The following is a 17,543-nucleotide window of genomic DNA, read 5'->3' on the forward strand; positions in this document are numbered from 1 at the left end:
CCGCAAGCGGGTCGAGGGGTAGATTGAAGTGCATCGTCAAAGGAGAACACCCTCATGAGCAAGAACGTATTGGTCGTCGTGTACTCCTACACGGGCACGTCCATGGCCGTCGCGAAACTGATGGCCATCCAGCAGAACTGGTCTCTCGGCTGGATCGAGGAAAAGCGGTCACGCCGGGGTGCCTGGGGCAGTTGGCGATGCCTGCTGGATTCCTTCCTGCGCCGCCATCCGCCCATCCGGTACCACGGCTCCTCGCCGGGCCACTTCGACGCGGTGGTGCTGGTGTCGCCGATCTGGGCCTTGCGACTGGCCGGCCCCATGCGCAGCTTCGTCGTGGCCGAGCGGGAGCGGCTGCGCGACGTCGCGGTGGTGTCCGTGATGGGAGGCCAGGGTGGCCCCAACGCGGTGGCCGAGGTGGCCGACATCCTCGGCCGGGCGCCCTTCATGAGCATGACCGTCACGGCACGGGAGGTCGATGACGGAAGCTGTGCGGCAAGGCTGCAAGCCTTTGGCACAGCGGTGCAAGGCGCCGAGGATTCGCGCGAGGTGGTCCGACCGACCACCTTGTCCACCGAAGCCGTCTGAGCCATTGCAAGCGCCTCGCCGCAGCCCTCCTCACGGTTGTGCAAGGCAGGGCTGGGCTCTTGGCGCACGGCGGATTGAAGGTCAGGTGGGCGTTGTGGCCGCTTGCCAGCGCGCCACGAGAGCGTCCACATCCACCCCGTCTTCGGTGCAGACCTCGATGGCGAAAGCCTGTTCGTCGGTTTCCAGAGGCTGGCGGTTGGCCAGTTGGCGCTCCAGCACCTTCACATCCGCCTCGGAGGCGTCCGCGCCAGAAGCGTTGCGGGCGGCCAGGCGATGGCGCAGCGTTTCAGGGCTTGCCTTGCAATGAAGCACGGAGAACGGCACCCGCAGTTCGGCAGCCAGCGTCTGAAACCGGCGCCGCTCGCGGGCTAGCAAAAAGGCGGCGTCCACAATCACCGGGTAATCCGCCTGCAGCGCTTCGCGCGCCCGGTGCCACAGGCTGTCGAACGTGTCGAGCGTGGCCTGCTCTGTGTAGATGTCCAGACCGAGCGCCATGGAGCGCTCCAGGGGGGCGAGACCGAACAGGCGCTTTCGCTCCACGTCCGAGCGGATGCGGATGGCTTGCGCCGTGCGCAGCAATTGGGAGGCCAGCGTGGATTTTCCGGAGCCTGACAGGCCATAGGTGATCATCAGACGCGCGTTGTCACGCGTCGGGGCGCACCCTTGGACCGCACACGCCAGGTAATCCGGGCTGGGCATCTGCGGCGGGGGCGGTTTGCTCAGGCCGCAGGTCATGGCCCGGACCATCGCCCGGTAGACCTCATAGAACCGCAAGACCGCCAAACCCGCATAGTCTCCGCTGCACTGCAGCCAGGCGTCCAGAAAACGGAACGCCAGATCCGCCCGGCCATGCGCCTTCAGATCCATGGTGAGAAAGGCCACGTCGCTCATCACGTCGATCCAGCGCAAACCCGGGTCGAACTCGATGCAGTCGAACGGCACCAGTTCGCCGTCGATCAGGGCGACATTGCCCATGTGCAGATCGCCGTGGCATTCGCGGACCGATCCGCCGCGCTGGCGTGCGGACCATGTCGACGACAAGGCCGCGTCCTGCGCCTGCAGCCAGACACCGAGCGCGCCATGGCGAGGATCTTCGCCTTTGGCTTGCAGCGCGGCCAGCACGTCTGCGGCCAATCGGAAGATGCGCCGCGGGCTGCCCCAGCCCGATGACCGCGAGACCGGCGCGGTGGCATGCAGCTGCGCCAGGTGCCGGGCCAGGCCATCGAGCCAGACGGGCTCCAGCCCACCCGACAACAGCAGGTTGCGCAGCAGCGACGATTGGGCGAACCTGCGCATGCGGACCACGTGGTCGATGGGCTCGCCGGCGTTGCCACCGTCCAGCCTGGGAGCCTTGGGGGTGCCGCGCACGGGCACCACGTCCAGGTAGAGGCGAGGAGCGAACCGCCGGTTGAGACGCAGCTCTTCTTCGCAGAAGTGTTTTCTCGCCTGGACACTGCTGAAGTCCACGAACGGCAAACGCACCGGCTTCTTGAGCTTGTAGGCGTATACAGGTGCGAGCAAGATCCACGAGAGGTGGGTCTCGATCAGCTCGATCGATTGCCCCGTCTCCCGGCTCAACACCTTGCGCAGCGCTGCGATCAGTTTCGTGTCCATATGGAAGGACCCATGATGGGTGCTTTGCCCGGACAAGGCTTGATGCAGGTCAAGCTCTCGGGCGCTCCCCCCCACACGTGCGTGAAGTCCTGCGCGGATTGACTTGCGTCAAGTGGGAGGCGAGCATGAAGGATCACCATCCACCCTATTCTTGGGAAGCACCGTGACGATTCGCTACATTGATCGCCTGCTGTCACCGTCCTCTGTGGTCGTGGTGGGGGCATCCGCTCGGCCCGGCAGTGTGGGTGCGACGGTCTGGAGAAACCTGCGCAGCGGTCCGTTCAACGGGCCGGTATACGGCGTGAACCCCCGTCACACCGAACTCGACGGTGTGCCCATTTTCGCCACGCTAGATCGCTTGCCCGCCGTCCCGGATCTCGCTCTGATCTGCACCCCGGCGTCCACCGTGTCAGCGCTGGTCGGGCAACTGGGCCAACTGGGCACACGTGCGGCGGTGATCATCACGGCAGGATTGAGCGCAGAAGACAAGCGCGCGGCATTGAGCGCGGCGCGCCCCTTCACGCTGCGGCTGCTGGGACCCAACTGCCTGGGCGTGCTGAGCCCCCACATCGGTCTCAACGCCAGCTTCGCGCACACGGACGCACTGGCGGGCGACGTGGCCTTTGTGTCGCAGTCGGGTGCGCTCGTCACCGCCGTTCTGGACTGGACGCGAAGCCACGGTGTGGGACTCTCGCACCTGATCTCGCTGGGTGACCATCTTGACGTGGACTTTGGCGATCTGCTGGACCACCTCGCCAGCGATGCCCGAACACGTTCGATCCTGCTCTATGTGGAGTCGATCGAATCGCCGAGAAAGTTCATGTCCGCCGCGCGCGCGGCAGCGCGCAACAAGCCGGTGATCGTGGTCAAGGCCGGGCGCGCGGGCCATGGTGTGAAAGCGGCGGCGTCCCACACCGGCGCGCTCGCGGGCTCCGACAAGGTGTACGACGCGGCCATCCGCCGTGCCGGGATGCTGCGCGTCGATACCCTGCAGGAGCTGTTCATCGCCGCGGAAACCCTCTCGCGGTTTCGTGGCAATTCGTGCGCCACGCTCAGCATCATGACGAATGGCGGCGGGGCCGGTGTCATGGCGGCCGATGCGGCGGCCCACCAGGGTGTCGTGCTCAGCGAACCCGGCGCAGCCCTGATGGCACAGCTTGATGCCGTGTTGCCCGCCCATTGGTCGCGTGCCAATCCCATCGACATCATCGGGGACGCTCCCATCGAACGCTACACGCAGACCCTCTCTGCGCTGTTGGCCGACGAGTCGGCCGGCGCCGTGCTGTTCCTGCATGCACCTACCGCCATCGTGCGCAGCGAGGACATCGCGCGCGCCTGTCTTCCGCTGGTGCGCGCGAACACCGATCGGGTGATGAGCGCCTGGCTCGGCGAGGACGCGGTGGCCCAAGCCCGCCGGCGTTTCCAGGAGGCTGGCGTGGCCGACTACGCCACGCCCGAAGAAGCGGTGCGCGCTTTCGCGATGTTGCAGACTTACCGGCGCAATCAGGCCACGTTGATGGAAATGCCCAGCGCGGGCCCCACGGTCACACCCGACCTGGCGGCGGTACAAGCCAGCCTGGACGCGGCCATGGCCCAGGGGCGCGAATGGCTGGACGAGCAGGACGTCCGGGCATTGCTGGCGGCATACGGCATCGCCACCGTGACCTCGGCGACAGTGGCAGCCACGCCGCAGGCGGCGGTGGAGGCGGCCCATCGCCTGGGTTACCCCGTGACGCTCAAGATCCTCTCGCCCGACATCACGCACAAATCGGATGTCGGCGGTGTGCGGCTCGGGCTGGACAGCGACGTCGCCTTGACCGACGCGGTCAACGCGATGCTGCAGGCGGTGCACGCCGCCCGGCCGCAGGCGCGCATCGACGGATTCACGCTGCAGACCATGGTGCGGCGCCCCCACGCACACGAATTGATCGTCGGCGCCAGCGTGGACCCCGTGTTCGGTCCTGTGCTGCTCTTCGGCCAGGGCGGCACGGCGGTGGAGGTCATCGACGACACGGCCATGGCCCTGCCACCGCTGAACCGGGCATTGGCGCGAGAACTGGTCTCGCGCACCCGCGTGGCCAAACTGCTGGCAGGGTACCGCGACCGCCCGCCTGCGCAACTCGACGCCCTGTGCGACGTGCTGGTGGCCGTCTCCCGGATGCAGGCCGATCTGCCGGCGATGGCGGAGCTGGACATCAATCCGCTGTGGCTGGACGAAGACGGCGCGCTGGCGCTTGACGCGCGGGTGCGGCTGTCCCTGGCACCCGTGTCGGGTGCCTCGCGCTTTGCCATCCTGCCCTATCCGACACAGTGGGTGCGCGAATGCCTCTGGGACGGGCGAAAGCTGCTGATTCGCCCGATCCGGCCAGAGGACGAGATGCAGCACCGGCGCTTTCTCGAATCCCTTGCCCCGGAAGACGTGCGCCTGCGCATCTTCTATTCGCGCCACGACCTCCCGCGCAGCGAGCTCGCGCGCCTCACTCAGATCGATTACGACCGCGAGATGGCCTTCGTGGCCGAGGCCGCTGACGAACAAGGCTCGCCTCAGACACTGGGCGTGGCGCGCGCCCTGAGCGATCCGGACGGCGTGGAGGCGGAGTTCGCCATCATCGTGCGCTCCGACCTCAAAGGCCGCGGCCTGGGTACCCTCCTCTTCGAGCGGCTCATCGAACACGCAAGGCACCGGGGCACATGTCGCCTGGTTGGGTTCGTATTGCACGAGAACACCCGCATGCTCAGTCTGGCTCGCGCCATGGGCTTGCGGGCCGATCCTGGCGATGGGAGCGATCCGGGCACCGTCCGCATGGTCCTGGACATGAAGGACTGCCCTGCTGCGGCCCCCGCAGCGAGGGAGTAACCCCTGCGACGCAAAAAGCAAGCCTGGCGAAAGCTGGCCGTGCTACGCTTTCGGCCGATTTGGTGTTCACGGTCGGATTGGCGCAATTTTTTGTGTGTACCTCGCATGAAATCAGCCCCTCATATCGCGGTGCTCGACGATGAAGTCGACATCACACAGCTCTTGGCCAATTACCTGCCGAGCCACGGATTTCGCGTGTCGCAGGTTCATGACGGGGATGCCCTGATTCGGCTCATGGAGCACGATCCCGCCGATCTGGTGTTGCTAGACCTGGGCCTGCCCGGCGAGGACGGCTTTTCCATCGCGCGGCGCCTTCGGGGCCGCTGGCAGATCGGCCTCATCATCGTCACGGGCCGCGGCGATGCGGTCGACAAGGTCGTGGGCCTGGAAGTGGGTGCCGACGACTACGTGACCAAACCGTTTGACTTGCGCGAGCTGGTGGCACGCATCAAGGCCGTGCTGCGGCGGCTGCTCGCTCATCCGCTCACCCCGCCCGCGGGTTCCTCGCTGCAATTCGCCGGCTGGCGCCTGGACGTGCAAGCCCGCAGCCTGCGCAACCCACAGGGCACCGATGTGGCGCTCACCAGCGGCGAGTTCGAGTTGCTCAGCGCCTTCGCCCAACACCCGGGGCGCGTGTTGTCGCGCGACTTCCTGCTGGAACACACCCGAGGCCGGGAGGCAGCGCCGTTCGACCGCACGATTGACGTGCAGGTGGGACGGCTGCGAAGAAAGCTGCAGGCGCAGCAGGGTGGCACCGAGATCATCAAGTCCGTGCGCGGTGCCGGGTACATCCTGGTGCCTCCCGTCGCCCATGGCTGACGCTGACACGCAACCGCCGCCACCGGGCGACGACACGGACGACGTCTTCAGGACGATCTTCCAGGCTTACCCCGATTCCTTGCTGGTGGTCGACAGCGCAGGCCTGATTGCCATGGCCAACGCCGCGGCAGCGACGCTGCTGGGCTACACCGTCGATGAACTGGTAGGTTTGCCTGTGGACGCGCTCGTGCCGCAGAAGATCCGTTCGCGACACGCTTCCTACCGCAAGGTCTACGGACAGGCCCCCACACCACGGCCGATGGGCCGCCGCATGGACCTGACGGCTCAGCGCAAGGACGGCACCGAGGTCATGGTGGAGATCGCGCTGAGTCCGCTGCAAAGCCATGGCCTACCTTTCGTGGTCGCGGCGATCCGCGACATCGGAGCCTATCCTCGCGTTCAGCAGGCCTTGCAACGCGCTCGCTACAGTGAGCATCTGGCTCAGTTGGGGCGCCTCGCCGTGGATACGCGAGACCTGCAGGTGATGCTGGAACACGTTCCCAGCATCATCACCACGGCGCTTCAGGTCGAGGTGGCCGCGGTCTGGCTGCTCGATGGCGAAGGGCAGGAGTTCGCCCTGGTCAGCGGCGTGGGGCTGCTGCCGGGAGAACACATCGGCACCCGCATGGCAAACACCCCCGACACGCCCCTGGGATACACGGCATCCCGTGCGGAGCTGTTGGTCATCCCGGACTACCGCCATGAAACCCGTTTCATCGTGCCGCCGCTGTACCTCGACAGTGGGCTGGCGAGCGCGCTGGCGGCGCCGCTGTCCGACCGAGGGCGCGTGATCGGCATGCTGTCTGTGCGCTCCAAGGAAGTGGATCGTTTTGGCGTTGAGGAACTGCGGTTCCTGGAATCACTCTCCAGCCTGCTGGCCACCAGCCTGCAGCGCGTGCAGTCGGAGGAAGCGCTCAGCCACTCGCAACGGATGGAGAGCGTAGGTCAACTCACGGGCGGCATCGCGCACGACTTCAACAACCTGCTCACCGTCATCCAGGGCAATCTGCAAGTTCTGGAGGAGTCGCCGACGCTCGCTGACAACGGCCATGCCCGGCAACTGGTCGGCGCAGCCACCAGAGCCACCCGCCGGGGCGCCGAACTCACCGGCAAGCTGCTGGCGTTTTCCCGCCGCCAGGTGCTGCAACCCACCGCCGTCGACACCCATGCCCTCCTGCAGTCGCTCACGGGCATGCTGTTGCGCACGTTCGACCAGCGCATCCGCATCGAGGTCGACGCGGCACACGGTGTCGCGTCCGTGCTGGCGGATCCCGTGCAGCTGGAGTCGGCCTTGCTGAACATCGCCTTGAACGCGCGCGATGCCATGCCGGAGGGAGGCACGCTGCGCTTCCATGTCGACATGTGCAACGGATTGCCGTTGACACTTCGGGAGGGGCAAGGCACGACGTCCGGCGGCAGCTATGTGGCGATTTCGCTTTCAGACACGGGCACCGGCATGGCGGAGAGCGTCAAGGAACGCGCCTTCGAGCCATTTTTCACCACCAAGGAGGCCGGTCGTGGTACGGGGCTGGGTCTGAGCACCGTCTATGGCTTCGTCCACCAGTCCCGGGGAGCGATCACGATCGACAGCAGCCCGGGCCGTGGCACCACCGTCACGATCTACCTTCCCGCCGTGCGCGAGGCCCCTGCCGTGGCCAGCGAGGACGAGGTGGTCGAAGCGCTGCCTGTGGGACTTCGGGTCATGCTGGTCGAAGACGATACCGAAGTGCGCAAGGTCGTTCAGTTGTTTCTGGAGAGCCTCCAGTGCAAGGTGGTCACCGCCGCGACGGCCCGGCAGGCGCTGGCCATCATGAAAGCGGAACCGCTGCCCTTTGGCCTGCTGTTGAGCGACATCGCGCTGGGCGCCGGCATGCGCGGAACGCTTCTGGCCGCCGAGGCGCAAAAGCAGTTTCCGCACCTGGCCGTGCTGTTGATGTCGGGCTTTCCCGTGAATCCGGTCGCTGCCGACGATGGGGACCAAATCCGCTGGGAGGTGCTTCGCAAGCCCTACACCCGGTCTGAACTGTCACGCGCGATGGCGCGCGCCCTCTCAAGCGCCTGAGAAGGCCGGCTCACTGCATCGCGACGGGCACCGGGGAGAGGTGGCGTTGCACGAAGGCGGACAAGGCGCTGACATCCGGAATCTGGACATCGCGGCGGCCCTGCGTGGCGAAGCCGATGACGTGGTCGCGCGCCAGGCGCGACAGTGCACGGCTGACCGACTCCAGCGTCATGCCCAGGTGGTTGCCGATCTCCGCGCGGGTCATGCGCAGGGTGATCTGGTCGGTGCGGATGCCGCGCTCGGCCAGCGAGCCCGCCCAACACAGCAGGAAGTCGGCCACGCGTGCCACGGCGGGCAGTGTGCAGATCGACATCAATGCCCCCTGGTCGCGGGCAAGGGCCAGACTCATCGCGGCATGCATCGCGTGCAAAACCGCCGGGCAGGACGCGCTCGCCTCCATCAAGGACTGGTACGGAATCACCCAGATCTCGCCCGTGTCCATGGCGATCGCGTCCGAGCCATGGTGTCCGTCTGCAATGCCGTCGAACCCGAGCCAGTCGCCACGGAAGTTCAGGCTGACCAACTGCTCGCGCCCGTCGGCCGCCAGGTTGACGATCTTGCACAGGCCCGAATTCAGGATGTACAGGTGGACAAACCGCTCGCCAACACGGTAGATGACGTCTCCCGCGTGAACGACACGGCGCTGGGGGGCGAGCTGCTGCCCCAGCAGACCCAGCATCTCCGATATCTGGCGGCCCGCCGCCAAGGGGGCCTGGGCGGGCGGCGGCGCTGCGTTGCTGCAGCCGCGCGCCAGCGGCGCGAATGGGGTGGGGTTCTTCGCTGGCAAAGCGCGCGCGATGGTGTGCATGGGAACTCCTGTCGTGTGTTCAAGAGGCAGGACTCCGATGCTAGGCACCGTCTGGAAACGCCGCGACAACGGACAGAATCGTTGCGTATCGCTCGGTGAACGATCGATGTCTCGTCTGTAACGGCGGGATCGGCCCTCGCGCGTCAGTGCGCCATCAGCACGGGCAGCGTCATGGTTTGCAGGATGGTGCGCGTCGCGCCGCCCAGAACCCACTCCCGCGCCCGGCTGTGACCGTAGCTGCCCATCACCAGCAGATCCGCGCCCAGATCCGCTGCCCTCGACAACAGGGCGTTGCCCATGTCGCGCTCCTCCGCCCCACCCGCGTGCAGGGTGGCGTGAACCTTTTGCGCGCCCAGATAGCGCTCGAGCGATCGCAGGGCGTCGTCAACGCCCTCCCCGTGCGCCACCACATGCACCTGAGCGGCGCGCTTCAACCACGGCATGGCGGCGGAGACGGCACGGGCAGCCTCCCGGGTCTCCTTCCATGCCACCAGCACCGTGCGGCCCACGGTTTCAACGCGGCCCGCGTAGGGCAGCACGAGTGCCGGGCGACCGCTCTGCACGAGCACACTGGGTAAAAAGTCGGCGGGCACTTCACCGTCGGCAGGGTCGTCTTCGTGTCGCTGCCCCAGGATCAGCAGATCGGCGTAAAGCGCCCGCTGCGCAAAGCCCCATGGTCCGTCCGCCAATGGCTCGGCCCAATGGAGCCGTGGGGAACCCGCCGCCGCCTTGACGAAGGTGGCATGCGCGCGGTCCAGGCCTTCTTTGTCAAGAGCCAGCAACAGCTCCACGGCAGCCGCCGCGCCTTCCACCGCATAGGGATAGCGCGTCAAGGAGGTCAGCATGCAAGGCTGGGCAATGACCTCGGCATCAAAATCTTCCGCCAATTGGCGGGCCACGGCGGTGCGAACGGCCGAATGTTCGGAACTGTCGATATGAAGCAGGATGGAGCGAAGGGCTTGCATGGAGAACTCCTTGATGGGATGCGAGGCAGGTTACGCCGCTGGCGCTTGCTGAGGCTTGCGCAACGTCAAGGTGCACGAACACCCTGTGCCGTCGGACTTGCGTTACGTCAAACCCCGTAGGGAGCGCGAGCTTTAAGGTCGGTCGTGCAGCCGTACACCTCCCACCACCCCGCGAACGGAGCAATCCATGTCCTTCCGCCATGCCGTGATCTGGATGGATCACCACAGCGCCCATGTCATCGAATTCGACGCCGAGCACATGCAGGAGCGCCACCACCGGGCCCATGACCACCCCACCCGCCAACACCGCAGCCAGGTGCGCAGCGAGCACGAGTTCTTTGCCGAGGTCTGCGATGCCTTGGCCAGCATGGAGTCCATCCTGCTGACCGGCGCTCACAAGGTGCAGGCCGATTTCCACCACTTCATCGACAAACATCGGCCGGCACTGCTGCCCCGGATCAGCGGTTGGGAAGTCGTGAACCACCCCACCTCGGCACAGTTGGTGGCATTGGCACGGCATCGTCAGCACCAGGCCGCCATCGGCCTGGCGACCAGACCCTGACCGCGGCGAAGGCAGCCATGATGCGCGCCATGGTGCTGACGCAATGCGGCCAGGCGTTGCGCCTGCAGGTGCGGCCGGTTCCGCAACCGGGTCCGACGGAAGTCCGTCTGCGTGTTCTGGCCTGCGCAGTGTGCCGAACCGATCTGCACATCGTCGACGCGGAACTGTCTGTGCCGCGCCTGCCCCTGGTTCCAGGCCACGAGATCGTCGGCATCGTCGAGGCGTTGGGCCGAGCCGTGAACACCCTTCGCGTGGCGCCTTGCGCTCGGTGCGCAAGGGTGGGCGCGTCGTGTGCGGCGGCATCCACATGAGCGACATCCCTGGCTTCCCGTACGCTTGGCTCTGGGAGGAGCGCCAGTTGCTGTCGGTGGCCAACCTCACGCGTGCGGACGCCATCGGGTTTCTGGCATTCGCCGCGGAGCATCCATTGCAGGTCGAGATCAGCCGGTATCCCCTGGAGCGAGCCAACGAGGCGCTGGACGACCTGCGGGCTGGCCGCGTGCAGGGCGCCGCGGTGCTCGAGCCGTGAGCAGCGGCAACAGGCTCGGCACGGTTTCGCTGGTGGACACCCGCCGCTCGCAGCGGCCCGACTGGTCACCACCACCGCGCTGAGTCGAAACATGAAAACCATCGGCCCATGGAGATTGCAGCGCGGCTTGAGAAAGCTCGGGCCGGGTCTCATCACTGGCGCGGCCGACGACGATCCCAGCGGCATCGCCACGTACTCCCAAGCCGGTGCCCAGTTCGGCTTGTCGATGCTCTGGACGGTGGTTTTCACACTCCCGCTACGCCGTGGCCGAGGCTGCCGGCTGGCCAGGGCTTCTATGCCGTGATCGGCGCGCGCGTGCGCCGCCTGGGCTGGGTCGCCACACTGGCGATGGCATTGACGGTGCTGGGCATGTTGGTGACCTCGGCTTAATCTGGCGCAAATTTTGGGCAAGCACCATCGCGGCTCCTCAGAGGAGTACCTATGCCCATGGCATCGCCCAGCATGTCCGCAGACCCCCACTTGCCACCCCCGGTGGCCACCGCCCCCACCTTGAGCATCTGCCGGGAGAACGATCCCGAGCGAGCACAGGTGGAGTCCTTCATCCGGGAGGTATACGCCCGCCGCTACGGTGCGCAGGTCCGCCACTTCGCCCCGGTGCTCGCGTTCCTGCGCGATGCCACGGGCATCGTCTCGGCTGCCGGGTATCGCCAGGCGCACCAATCGCCGTTGTTCCTCGAGCGCTATCTGGACGCGCCGGTGGAGACCCTGCTCGCTTCGGGCCATGGGGCTGCCCCCGCGCGCCAATCCATCGTCGAGGTGGGCCATCTGGCGGCCACACGCGCGGGCGAGGGGCAGCGCCTCATCCTGATGCTGAGCGTGCATCTGGCGCAGCAGGAATTTCAATGGGTCGTGAGCACCCTGACCCACGAGCTCAGGATGCTCTTCCTGCGCATCGGCGTCACCCCTTTGACCCTGGGCGTCGCCGATCCCGCGGCGTTGGGCGATGAAGCCGTGCATTGGGGCAGCTACTACGAACACAGCCCACTGGTCCTGGCCGGCCATCTGCCTCAGGCGATGCGACGTCTGTCGCTGCGCCATGGTGGGGGCGTGCAATGACCACGGCGATGGAGAGTCCCGCCGTGCTGGATGACGGCACCCGCACCTGGAGCGCCACCGAACTGGAATCGGCCGTCGCCACCTTCACCGCCGTGTTGCGAGCGCAGGACGTGAAGGTTCTGGCCACCTTGTTGGACAACTCGGTGGCATGGGTCGTGGTCGATCGAGCCGCCGAACGCGCCGGCGTCGTGCATGTGCCTCTGCCGGTGTTCTTTGTCCGGGACCAGATCACCCACGCGCTGCAAGCGACGGGTGCCGACGCCATCCTGCTGCCCGCCACCGCGCCGTGGCCACAGGGCTCGCCATCGCCTTGCCACGTGGCCGGCGAAGCGCTGGCGCTGTGGCGCCTGCCAGGCCACCCGGTGCCCATGCCCGAAGGCACTGCCAAGATCACCTTCACCTCGGGCACGACCGGCATGCCCAAGGGGGTGTGCCTGCGCGCGTCGACCATCGACGGTGTGTCGCGCGGCGTGGTGCAAGCGTTGGCGCCGCTGGGGATCCAGCGCCACCTCTGCGTGCTGCCCTTCGCCGTGCTGCTGGAAAACATCGCTGGACTGAGCGCGTCGCTGAGGAACGGCACCACCTGCATCGTGGTGCCGCTGTGGCAAGTCGGGCTGACCGGTTCGTCGAGCTTTGATGTGGCCCAGTTCCATGCGGCGGTGTTGCGCCTTCGTCCCGACAGCCTGATTCTGTTGCCGCAGATGCTGCGCATGTGGGTCGGCTATCTCGCTGCCACGCGACAACGCGCATCCGCCGGACTCCAATTCGTCGCCGTGGGTGGAGCGTCCGTGGGCGCAGGGCTGGTGGCAGCGAGTCGCGCCTTGGGCATACCGGCCTACGAAGGCTATGGCCTGTCCGAAGGTGCTTCCGTGCAGACCCTCAACCTGCCCGGGGCCGACCTGGCCGGGAGCGCGGGCGGGGCGCTGCCCCACGCGCGCCTGCGCATCAGCGAAGAAGGCGAGGTGGAGGTGGCAGGCAGCCTGTTCGCGGGCTATCTGGGTGACCCCCGTCCCGTGCCCGAATGGTGGCCCACGGGCGACCTCGGCTCCATCGACGCGCAAGGCTTCCTGCAAGTGCACGGCCGGCGCAAGAACGTGCTTATCACTTCCTTTGGGCGCAATGTCTCCCCCGAGTGGGTGGAAGGCGCCTTGCAGGAGGCCGGCGTTGCCGTGGCGGTGGTGTTTGGCGACGACCAGCCCACGCTCAGCGCGGTGCTCTGGCCTGCGAATGCCCAGGTGTCCGATGCCGCGTTGCAGGCGGCGGTGGACACCGCCAATGCCGCCCTGCCCGACTACGCCCGTGTGCACCGTTGGGTGCGCGCCAGACGCGCCTTCGACACCGCATCCGGCATGGCCACGGCCAACGGGCGGCCGCTGCGTGCGGCCATCTTCCATGCCCATGCGGACGCGCTGGCCGATGTCCTTCCATCCCCCATTTCCACCACGGAGCCTTCATGAGTTTTTACACACAACTGCTGGCGCAGACCGAGCTCGATCGCATGTCATTGCTCTCCACCCCCATCATCCAGGGCTGCCTGCGCGGCGAAGTTTCGCTGCCCAGCTACATCGCCTTTCTTCGCGAGGCCTACCACCATGTGCGCCACACCGTGCCGCTGATGCAGGCCTTTCGCGCGCGCATCCCCGCGGGACGCGAATGGCTCGCCCCGGCGCTGGACGAGTACATCGAGGAGGAGCAAGGCCACGATGAATGGATCCTGGACGACATCCGCGCCTGTGGCGACACCAGCGACGTGCGCAACAGCCGCCCCGGCATCGCCACCGAGGTGATGGTGGCCTACGCGTACGACACCATTGCGCGGGGCAACCCGTTGGCCTTCTTTGGCATGGTTCACGTGCTGGAGGGCACCAGCGTCTCGCTGGCGCTGCTGGCGGCCGACCAGATTCAGAAGCCACTGGCCCTGCCCGACGCCGCCTTCAGCTACCTGCGCTCGCATGGCACGCTGGACCAGGAACACGTCCAGCACTTTCAACTGCTGATGGACCGGATCACGGACCCGAAAGACCAGGCCGACATCGTGCACGCCGCGCGCGTCTTCTTCCGTCTCTATGGGGATGTGTTCCGCGGCCTTCCGCTGCCGCAGGCGTCTGCCGTGGCCGAGGGGGTCGCGGCATGAAGGCTTCGCAAGCACGTGTTGTGCTCACGGGAGCCAATGGCGGCATCGGACAGGCCGTTGCGGCTGCACTGGCACAGGCCGGTGCCTCCCTGCTGCTGACGGGCCGCTCGCCCGCGCGGCTGTCCGCCCAGGCGCGCGCACTCCAGCAACGCATGCCCAAGGTGCAGGTGGACTGGCACGAAGTGGACCTGCAGTACCTGGACTCCATCGCATCGCTGGCGAAGCAGGCGGCCGACTGGCGGTGCAACGTGCTCATTCACGGCGCCGGCGTTGCGGAGTTCGGACGGTTCGACACCGCGACGCCCGATCGGATGTCGAGGATTCTCCACACCAACCTGCTCGCGCCCATGGTGCTCACGCAGGCTCTGCTGCCCCACCTGCGCAGCCAACCCCAGGCACAGGTCATCTGTATAGGTTCCGTCCTGGGCGCAATGGGCTTGCCCGGTTTCAGCGTCTATGGCGCCAGCAAGTTCGGCCTGCGCGGCTTTGCGCAGGCACTGCGGCGCGAGCTGTCCGACACCTCGGTGCGCGTGCAATACCTGGGTCCGCGAAGCACCCGAACGGCCTTCAACTCGGCCGAAGTTGCCGACTACAACCAGGCGACCGGGACGGCCATGGACACGCCCGAGGTGGTGGCGAAAGCGCTGCTGCGGATGCTCGAAGCCGGGACCGCCGAGCGCTTCCTCGGATTCCCGGAAAAGCTCGGCGTGCGCCTCAACGGTCTCATGCCCGGCCTGCTGGACGGCGCTTTCGAGAAGCACCGTGCCAGCCTGCCCAGCCGTTTGAAGACACCCAACCCATCCATCCCAAAGGAAATGAAAAATGCGAATTGACCGAAACACGTTTCTGCGCGCGGGTTGCGCCGCCTTTCTGGCCGCCTCAGGCGCCTTTCCCCTGATGGCGCTCGCCGCACCCGTGGATGACGCCGTGGCCGATCTGCAGCGCGACTGGGAGGTCATCCGCTACCAGACGGCTGCAGCCGAGCGCGAGAAGCGTTTCGAGGCGCTGGCGGCGAAGGCGCACAAGGTGAGCGAGTCGTTTCCCGGCCGCAGCGAGCCGCTGGTCTGGGAAGGCATCATCGTCAGTTCGTATGCCGGCGAAAAGGGTGGGCTCGGCGCCCTGGGCCTGGTCAAACAGGCCAAGGCACTGTATGAGGCCGCGATCCAGATCGACGGCAACGCGCTGGAAGGATCGGCCTACAACAGCCTGGGGGTTCTCTACTACAAGGTGCCGGGCTGGCCCATGGCCTTCGGCGACAAGGCCAAGGCGAGCGAGCTGCTGCAGAAGGCGCTGTCCATCAACCCCAAAGGCATCGATCCCAACTTCTTCTACGGTGAGTACCTGATCGAAACCAGGCAGGCGGAGAAGGCGGCCGCCTACCTGGAGCGGGCACTGCAGGCACCGCCGCGCCCGGGGCGCCAGGTGGCGGACACGGGGCGCCGCGAGGAGGCCCGCCAGCTGCTCGACAAGATCAAGGAGAAGTGATCTGCGCGAAGCGGACCGTGGCGCGCACCGCGTTGCCGTGCGCACCGGCGTCGTACACGATCTCCAACCCGTGCAGCGCTGCGATGCGCTGCGCGATCGACACCCCCAGCCCGCTGCCGCCCTCTTCCTGGCCCGGCGGCCGGTGGAAGCGCTGGCCCAAACCGGCCAGTTGCTCGTCAGACAAGGGACCACCCGCGTTCTCCACTTCGATCTGCGTGCTGCCCATGCGCAGCAAGACGGTGCTGTCCGCTGGCGCGTAACGCGCGGCGTTGTCGACCAGGTTGCGTAACAGCACCGTCACCAAGTGGGTGCTGCCGATAAGCGGCAGGGCCGGCCTGTTGGTCTCGGGCCACTCGCAGGCGAGTTCGATGCGGCGGCGATCGGCCAGCTCCAGGCAATCGCTCATCACCTGCTCCACGATCGGCGGCCAGTCGATCTCCACGCTCAACAGATTGGCCGTGGCCGTTTCGGCGCGCGACAGCGCCAGCATCTGCGTCACCAGACGGTCCATGCGCGTCAAGCCGGCATCCATCTGTTGCTGCGCCAGCCTGCGCTCTTCATCGCTCTTGGATCGCTTGACCACATCCCACTGCGCGCGCAGCACCGCCAGCGGCGTGCGCAGTTCATGCGCCGCATCGGCTGTGAACCGCCGCTCGCGCTTCAACAGGCTGTCAATGCGCTCGAACAGGCTGTTCATCGCAGCCAGCAAAGGCTTGAGCTCTGCTGGCGCGCGCGCATCGGGCACGGGTGCGAGATCGCCGCCGTCGCGGGTGTGGAGATTGCCGGTCAGTGCATGAATCGGGGCCAGCGCCCGGCGCACAGCCCAGGCCATGGCCACCAACAACAGGGGCAACACCAGGACCCAGGGCAGAACCTGGCTGGCGACGAGCGCAAAAACCACCTCGTCACGCTCGTACGCACCTTGGCCCACGGCAACCAGCCACTGGCCCGAGGTGGATTGAAGGTAGTAGACGCGCCACGGCTGGCCGGCCACCAGGTCATCCACAAAGCCGACCGCATTGGCACGAAACGGCAGGCCCCCGCCCTCGCGGTCCGACATGACGATCTTTCCCTCACGGTCCCACACCGCCACAGCCAGGTCGCGCACGTCGCCTTCACCACTGTCGGCTTGCCCGGCCTGCGGCAGCGGGGGCAGGCTCGGTTCGCCTTGTAGGGACAGCGCAGGCAGCATGGTCGCCTGGATCTGCCTGGCCAGCCGGATCAGCTCGGTGTCGTAGAGCTCATTGACTTCATGGCGCGAGCGGTTCACGGACATCCACACGGCGACCGCCCACACGAGGGGCGCGCAGACCAGCAGGTAGAGCATCAGGCGCCGTTGAAGGCTCATGGGGCCACCTCTGCCGCACCCAGTGCATAGCCCACACCGCGCACGGTGCGGACGATGCCGGGATCGATCTTGCGGCGCAGATGGTGGATATGGACCTCCAGTGAGTTGCTCTCGGGTTCGGTCTCGCTCCAGTCGTACAGTTTTTCCCGTAGCAGCGCCTTCGACAGCACGCGCTGGGGATCGAGCATCAGAGCCTCGAGAAGCGCCAGCTCGCGGGCGGTAAGCTCCACACCCTGTCCCTTCCATCGCACCAGCTTGCTCGCCGGGTCGTATTCAAGCTCGCCGTGTCGCCAGGTGGGCTGTGCGCGGCCCGAAGCGCGGCGCAGCAAGGCGCGCAGGCGTGCGGCCAGTTCATCGATGGTGATGGGCTTGAGCAGGTAGTCGTCCGCGCCGGAGTCCAGACCGGCGATGCGCTGGTCGATGCCATCGCGCGCGGTCAGCACGAGCACGGGCAACTGCACGCCGCGATCGCGCCAGCGGCGCAGCCAGTAAAGGCCATCGCCACCGGGCAGGCCCAGGTCCAGCACAAGGGCATCGTAGGGAGCGGCCACGAGCGCGCCATCGGCATCCTTGCCATTGGTGAACCAATCGGCGGCATGACCGAGCTGGCGCAGCCCCGCCGCCAGGGCCTGCCCCAGCAGCACATCGTCTTCCACGAACAGCACTCGCATGAACGGTTCACTCCTGGTCCACGCAAG

At 66.8% G+C, this 17,543-nt stretch carries 15 protein-coding genes and 2 pseudogenes; 12 read left to right on the top strand and 5 right to left on the bottom strand.

Annotation, left to right across the window (positions count from 1 at the left end):
• Positions 1-54: 54 nt before the first annotated feature.
• Positions 55-585 (top strand): flavodoxin family protein, encoded by a 531-nt coding sequence (locus tag F9K07_RS15120; protein ID WP_159594221.1) that lies wholly within the window; start codon positions 55-57, stop codon positions 583-585.
• Between the two features lie 81 nt (positions 586-666).
• Here the strand turns inward: F9K07_RS15120 and F9K07_RS15125 are convergent, their stop codons facing one another.
• Entirely contained in the window at positions 667-2,199 is a 1,533-nt protein-coding gene (locus F9K07_RS15125) for a bifunctional aminoglycoside phosphotransferase/ATP-binding protein (RefSeq protein ID WP_159594222.1), read from the bottom strand.
• A gap of 163 nt (positions 2,200-2,362) precedes the next feature.
• On the opposite strand from F9K07_RS15125, the gene F9K07_RS15130 reads away from it, so the two are divergent.
• From F9K07_RS15130 to F9K07_RS15140, 3 genes are all read left to right on the top strand, one after another.
• Positions 2,363-5,056, top strand: a complete 2,694-nt coding sequence (locus F9K07_RS15130; RefSeq protein ID WP_159594223.1) for a bifunctional acetate--CoA ligase family protein/GNAT family N-acetyltransferase — start codon at positions 2,363-2,365, stop codon at positions 5,054-5,056.
• Between the two features lie 105 nt (positions 5,057-5,161).
• A complete protein-coding gene (locus F9K07_RS15135) occupies positions 5,162-5,875 on the top strand; it encodes a response regulator (RefSeq protein ID WP_159594224.1) in 714 nt (237 codons plus the stop codon).
• Positions 5,868-7,937, top strand: a complete 2,070-nt coding sequence (locus F9K07_RS15140; protein WP_159594225.1) for a PAS domain S-box protein — start codon at positions 5,868-5,870, stop codon at positions 7,935-7,937. Before F9K07_RS15135 ends, F9K07_RS15140 begins: the two co-directional genes overlap by 8 nt.
• A gap of 10 nt (positions 7,938-7,947) precedes the next feature.
• Here F9K07_RS15140 and F9K07_RS15145 read toward each other — a convergent pair whose 3' ends face one another.
• Together F9K07_RS15145 and F9K07_RS15150 are read right to left on the bottom strand one after the other, a co-directional pair.
• A complete protein-coding gene (locus F9K07_RS15145; protein ID WP_159594226.1) occupies positions 7,948-8,745 on the bottom strand; it encodes a Crp/Fnr family transcriptional regulator in 798 nt (265 codons plus the stop codon).
• Positions 8,746-8,888: 143 nt separating this feature from the next.
• Positions 8,889-9,710: a universal stress protein gene (locus F9K07_RS15150; RefSeq protein WP_159594227.1), complete on the bottom strand. Its 822-nt coding sequence runs from the start codon at positions 9,708-9,710 to the stop codon at positions 8,889-8,891.
• Between the two features lie 187 nt (positions 9,711-9,897).
• Between F9K07_RS15150 and F9K07_RS15155 the strand changes: the two genes are divergently transcribed.
• From F9K07_RS15155 to F9K07_RS15190, 8 genes and pseudogenes are all read left to right on the top strand, one after another.
• Positions 9,898-10,272, top strand: coding sequence for a hypothetical protein (locus tag F9K07_RS15155; protein ID WP_159594228.1), 375 nt, complete (start codon positions 9,898-9,900; stop codon positions 10,270-10,272).
• 20 nt (positions 10,273-10,292) lie between these two features.
• A pseudogene (locus tag F9K07_RS15160) lies at positions 10,293-10,801 on the top strand (alcohol dehydrogenase catalytic domain-containing protein).
• Positions 10,802-10,892: 91 nt separating this feature from the next.
• Positions 10,893-11,060, top strand: a pseudogene (locus F9K07_RS15165) (divalent metal cation transporter); the annotation flags it as partial.
• A 188-nt stretch (positions 11,061-11,248) separates the two neighbouring features.
• Positions 11,249-11,878, top strand: coding sequence for a thermostable hemolysin (locus tag F9K07_RS15170; protein WP_236581266.1), 630 nt, complete (start codon positions 11,249-11,251; stop codon positions 11,876-11,878).
• Positions 11,875-13,335 carry an AMP-binding protein gene (locus F9K07_RS15175; protein WP_236581268.1) on the top strand — a complete coding sequence of 487 codons (1,461 nt, stop codon included), beginning with the start codon at positions 11,875-11,877 and terminating at the stop codon, positions 13,333-13,335. Before F9K07_RS15170 ends, F9K07_RS15175 begins: the two co-directional genes overlap by 4 nt.
• Entirely contained in the window at positions 13,332-14,012 is a 681-nt protein-coding gene (locus tag F9K07_RS15180) for a TenA family transcriptional regulator (RefSeq protein WP_159594229.1), read from the top strand. Before F9K07_RS15175 ends, F9K07_RS15180 begins: the two co-directional genes overlap by 4 nt.
• Entirely contained in the window at positions 14,009-14,845 is an 837-nt protein-coding gene (locus F9K07_RS15185; protein WP_159594230.1) for an SDR family oxidoreductase, read from the top strand. The genes F9K07_RS15180 and F9K07_RS15185 overlap by 4 nt, the downstream gene beginning before the upstream one ends.
• Positions 14,835-15,497 carry a tetratricopeptide repeat protein gene (locus F9K07_RS15190; RefSeq protein ID WP_201451431.1) on the top strand — a complete coding sequence of 221 codons (663 nt, stop codon included), beginning with the start codon at positions 14,835-14,837 and terminating at the stop codon, positions 15,495-15,497. The genes F9K07_RS15185 and F9K07_RS15190 overlap by 11 nt, the downstream gene beginning before the upstream one ends.
• Here F9K07_RS15190 and F9K07_RS15195 read toward each other — a convergent pair.
• Together F9K07_RS15195 and F9K07_RS15200 are read right to left on the bottom strand one after the other, a co-directional pair.
• Positions 15,484-16,845: a sensor histidine kinase N-terminal domain-containing protein gene (locus F9K07_RS15195; protein ID WP_159594231.1), complete on the bottom strand. Its 1,362-nt coding sequence runs from the start codon at positions 16,843-16,845 to the stop codon at positions 15,484-15,486. The genes F9K07_RS15190 and F9K07_RS15195 overlap by 14 nt on opposite strands.
• Positions 16,842-17,516: a response regulator gene (locus F9K07_RS15200; RefSeq protein ID WP_159594232.1), complete on the bottom strand. Its 675-nt coding sequence runs from the start codon at positions 17,514-17,516 to the stop codon at positions 16,842-16,844. Before F9K07_RS15200 ends, F9K07_RS15195 begins: the two co-directional genes overlap by 4 nt.
• Positions 17,517-17,543 lie beyond the last annotated feature (27 nt).

It is taken from the genome of Hydrogenophaga sp. BPS33, assembly GCF_009859475.1.
In the GTDB taxonomy this organism is placed as follows: domain Bacteria; phylum Pseudomonadota; class Gammaproteobacteria; order Burkholderiales; family Burkholderiaceae_C; genus Hydrogenophaga.

Coding starts and splice junctions, on each gene's coding strand:
- F9K07_RS15170 (WP_236581266.1), top strand. CDS start 11,249: ATGGCATCGCCCAGCATGTCCGCAGACCCCCACTTGCCACCCCCGGTG.
- F9K07_RS15125 (WP_159594222.1), bottom strand. CDS start 2,199: ATGGACACGAAACTGATCGCAGCGCTGCGCAAGGTGTTGAGCCGGGAG.
- F9K07_RS15185 (WP_159594230.1), top strand. CDS start 14,009: ATGAAGGCTTCGCAAGCACGTGTTGTGCTCACGGGAGCCAATGGCGGC.
- F9K07_RS15145 (WP_159594226.1), bottom strand. CDS start 8,745: ATGCACACCATCGCGCGCGCTTTGCCAGCGAAGAACCCCACCCCATTC.
- F9K07_RS15150 (WP_159594227.1), bottom strand. CDS start 9,710: ATGCAAGCCCTTCGCTCCATCCTGCTTCATATCGACAGTTCCGAACAT.
- F9K07_RS15195 (WP_159594231.1), bottom strand. CDS start 16,845: ATGAGCCTTCAACGGCGCCTGATGCTCTACCTGCTGGTCTGCGCGCCC.
- F9K07_RS15200 (WP_159594232.1), bottom strand. CDS start 17,516: ATGCGAGTGCTGTTCGTGGAAGACGATGTGCTGCTGGGGCAGGCCCTG.
- F9K07_RS15175 (WP_236581268.1), top strand. CDS start 11,875: ATGACCACGGCGATGGAGAGTCCCGCCGTGCTGGATGACGGCACCCGC.
- F9K07_RS15140 (WP_159594225.1), top strand. CDS start 5,868: ATGGCTGACGCTGACACGCAACCGCCGCCACCGGGCGACGACACGGAC.
- F9K07_RS15135 (WP_159594224.1), top strand. CDS start 5,162: ATGAAATCAGCCCCTCATATCGCGGTGCTCGACGATGAAGTCGACATC.
- F9K07_RS15155 (WP_159594228.1), top strand. CDS start 9,898: ATGTCCTTCCGCCATGCCGTGATCTGGATGGATCACCACAGCGCCCAT.
- F9K07_RS15180 (WP_159594229.1), top strand. CDS start 13,332: ATGAGTTTTTACACACAACTGCTGGCGCAGACCGAGCTCGATCGCATG.
- F9K07_RS15190 (WP_201451431.1), top strand. CDS start 14,835: ATGCGAATTGACCGAAACACGTTTCTGCGCGCGGGTTGCGCCGCCTTT.
- F9K07_RS15120 (WP_159594221.1), top strand. CDS start 55: ATGAGCAAGAACGTATTGGTCGTCGTGTACTCCTACACGGGCACGTCC.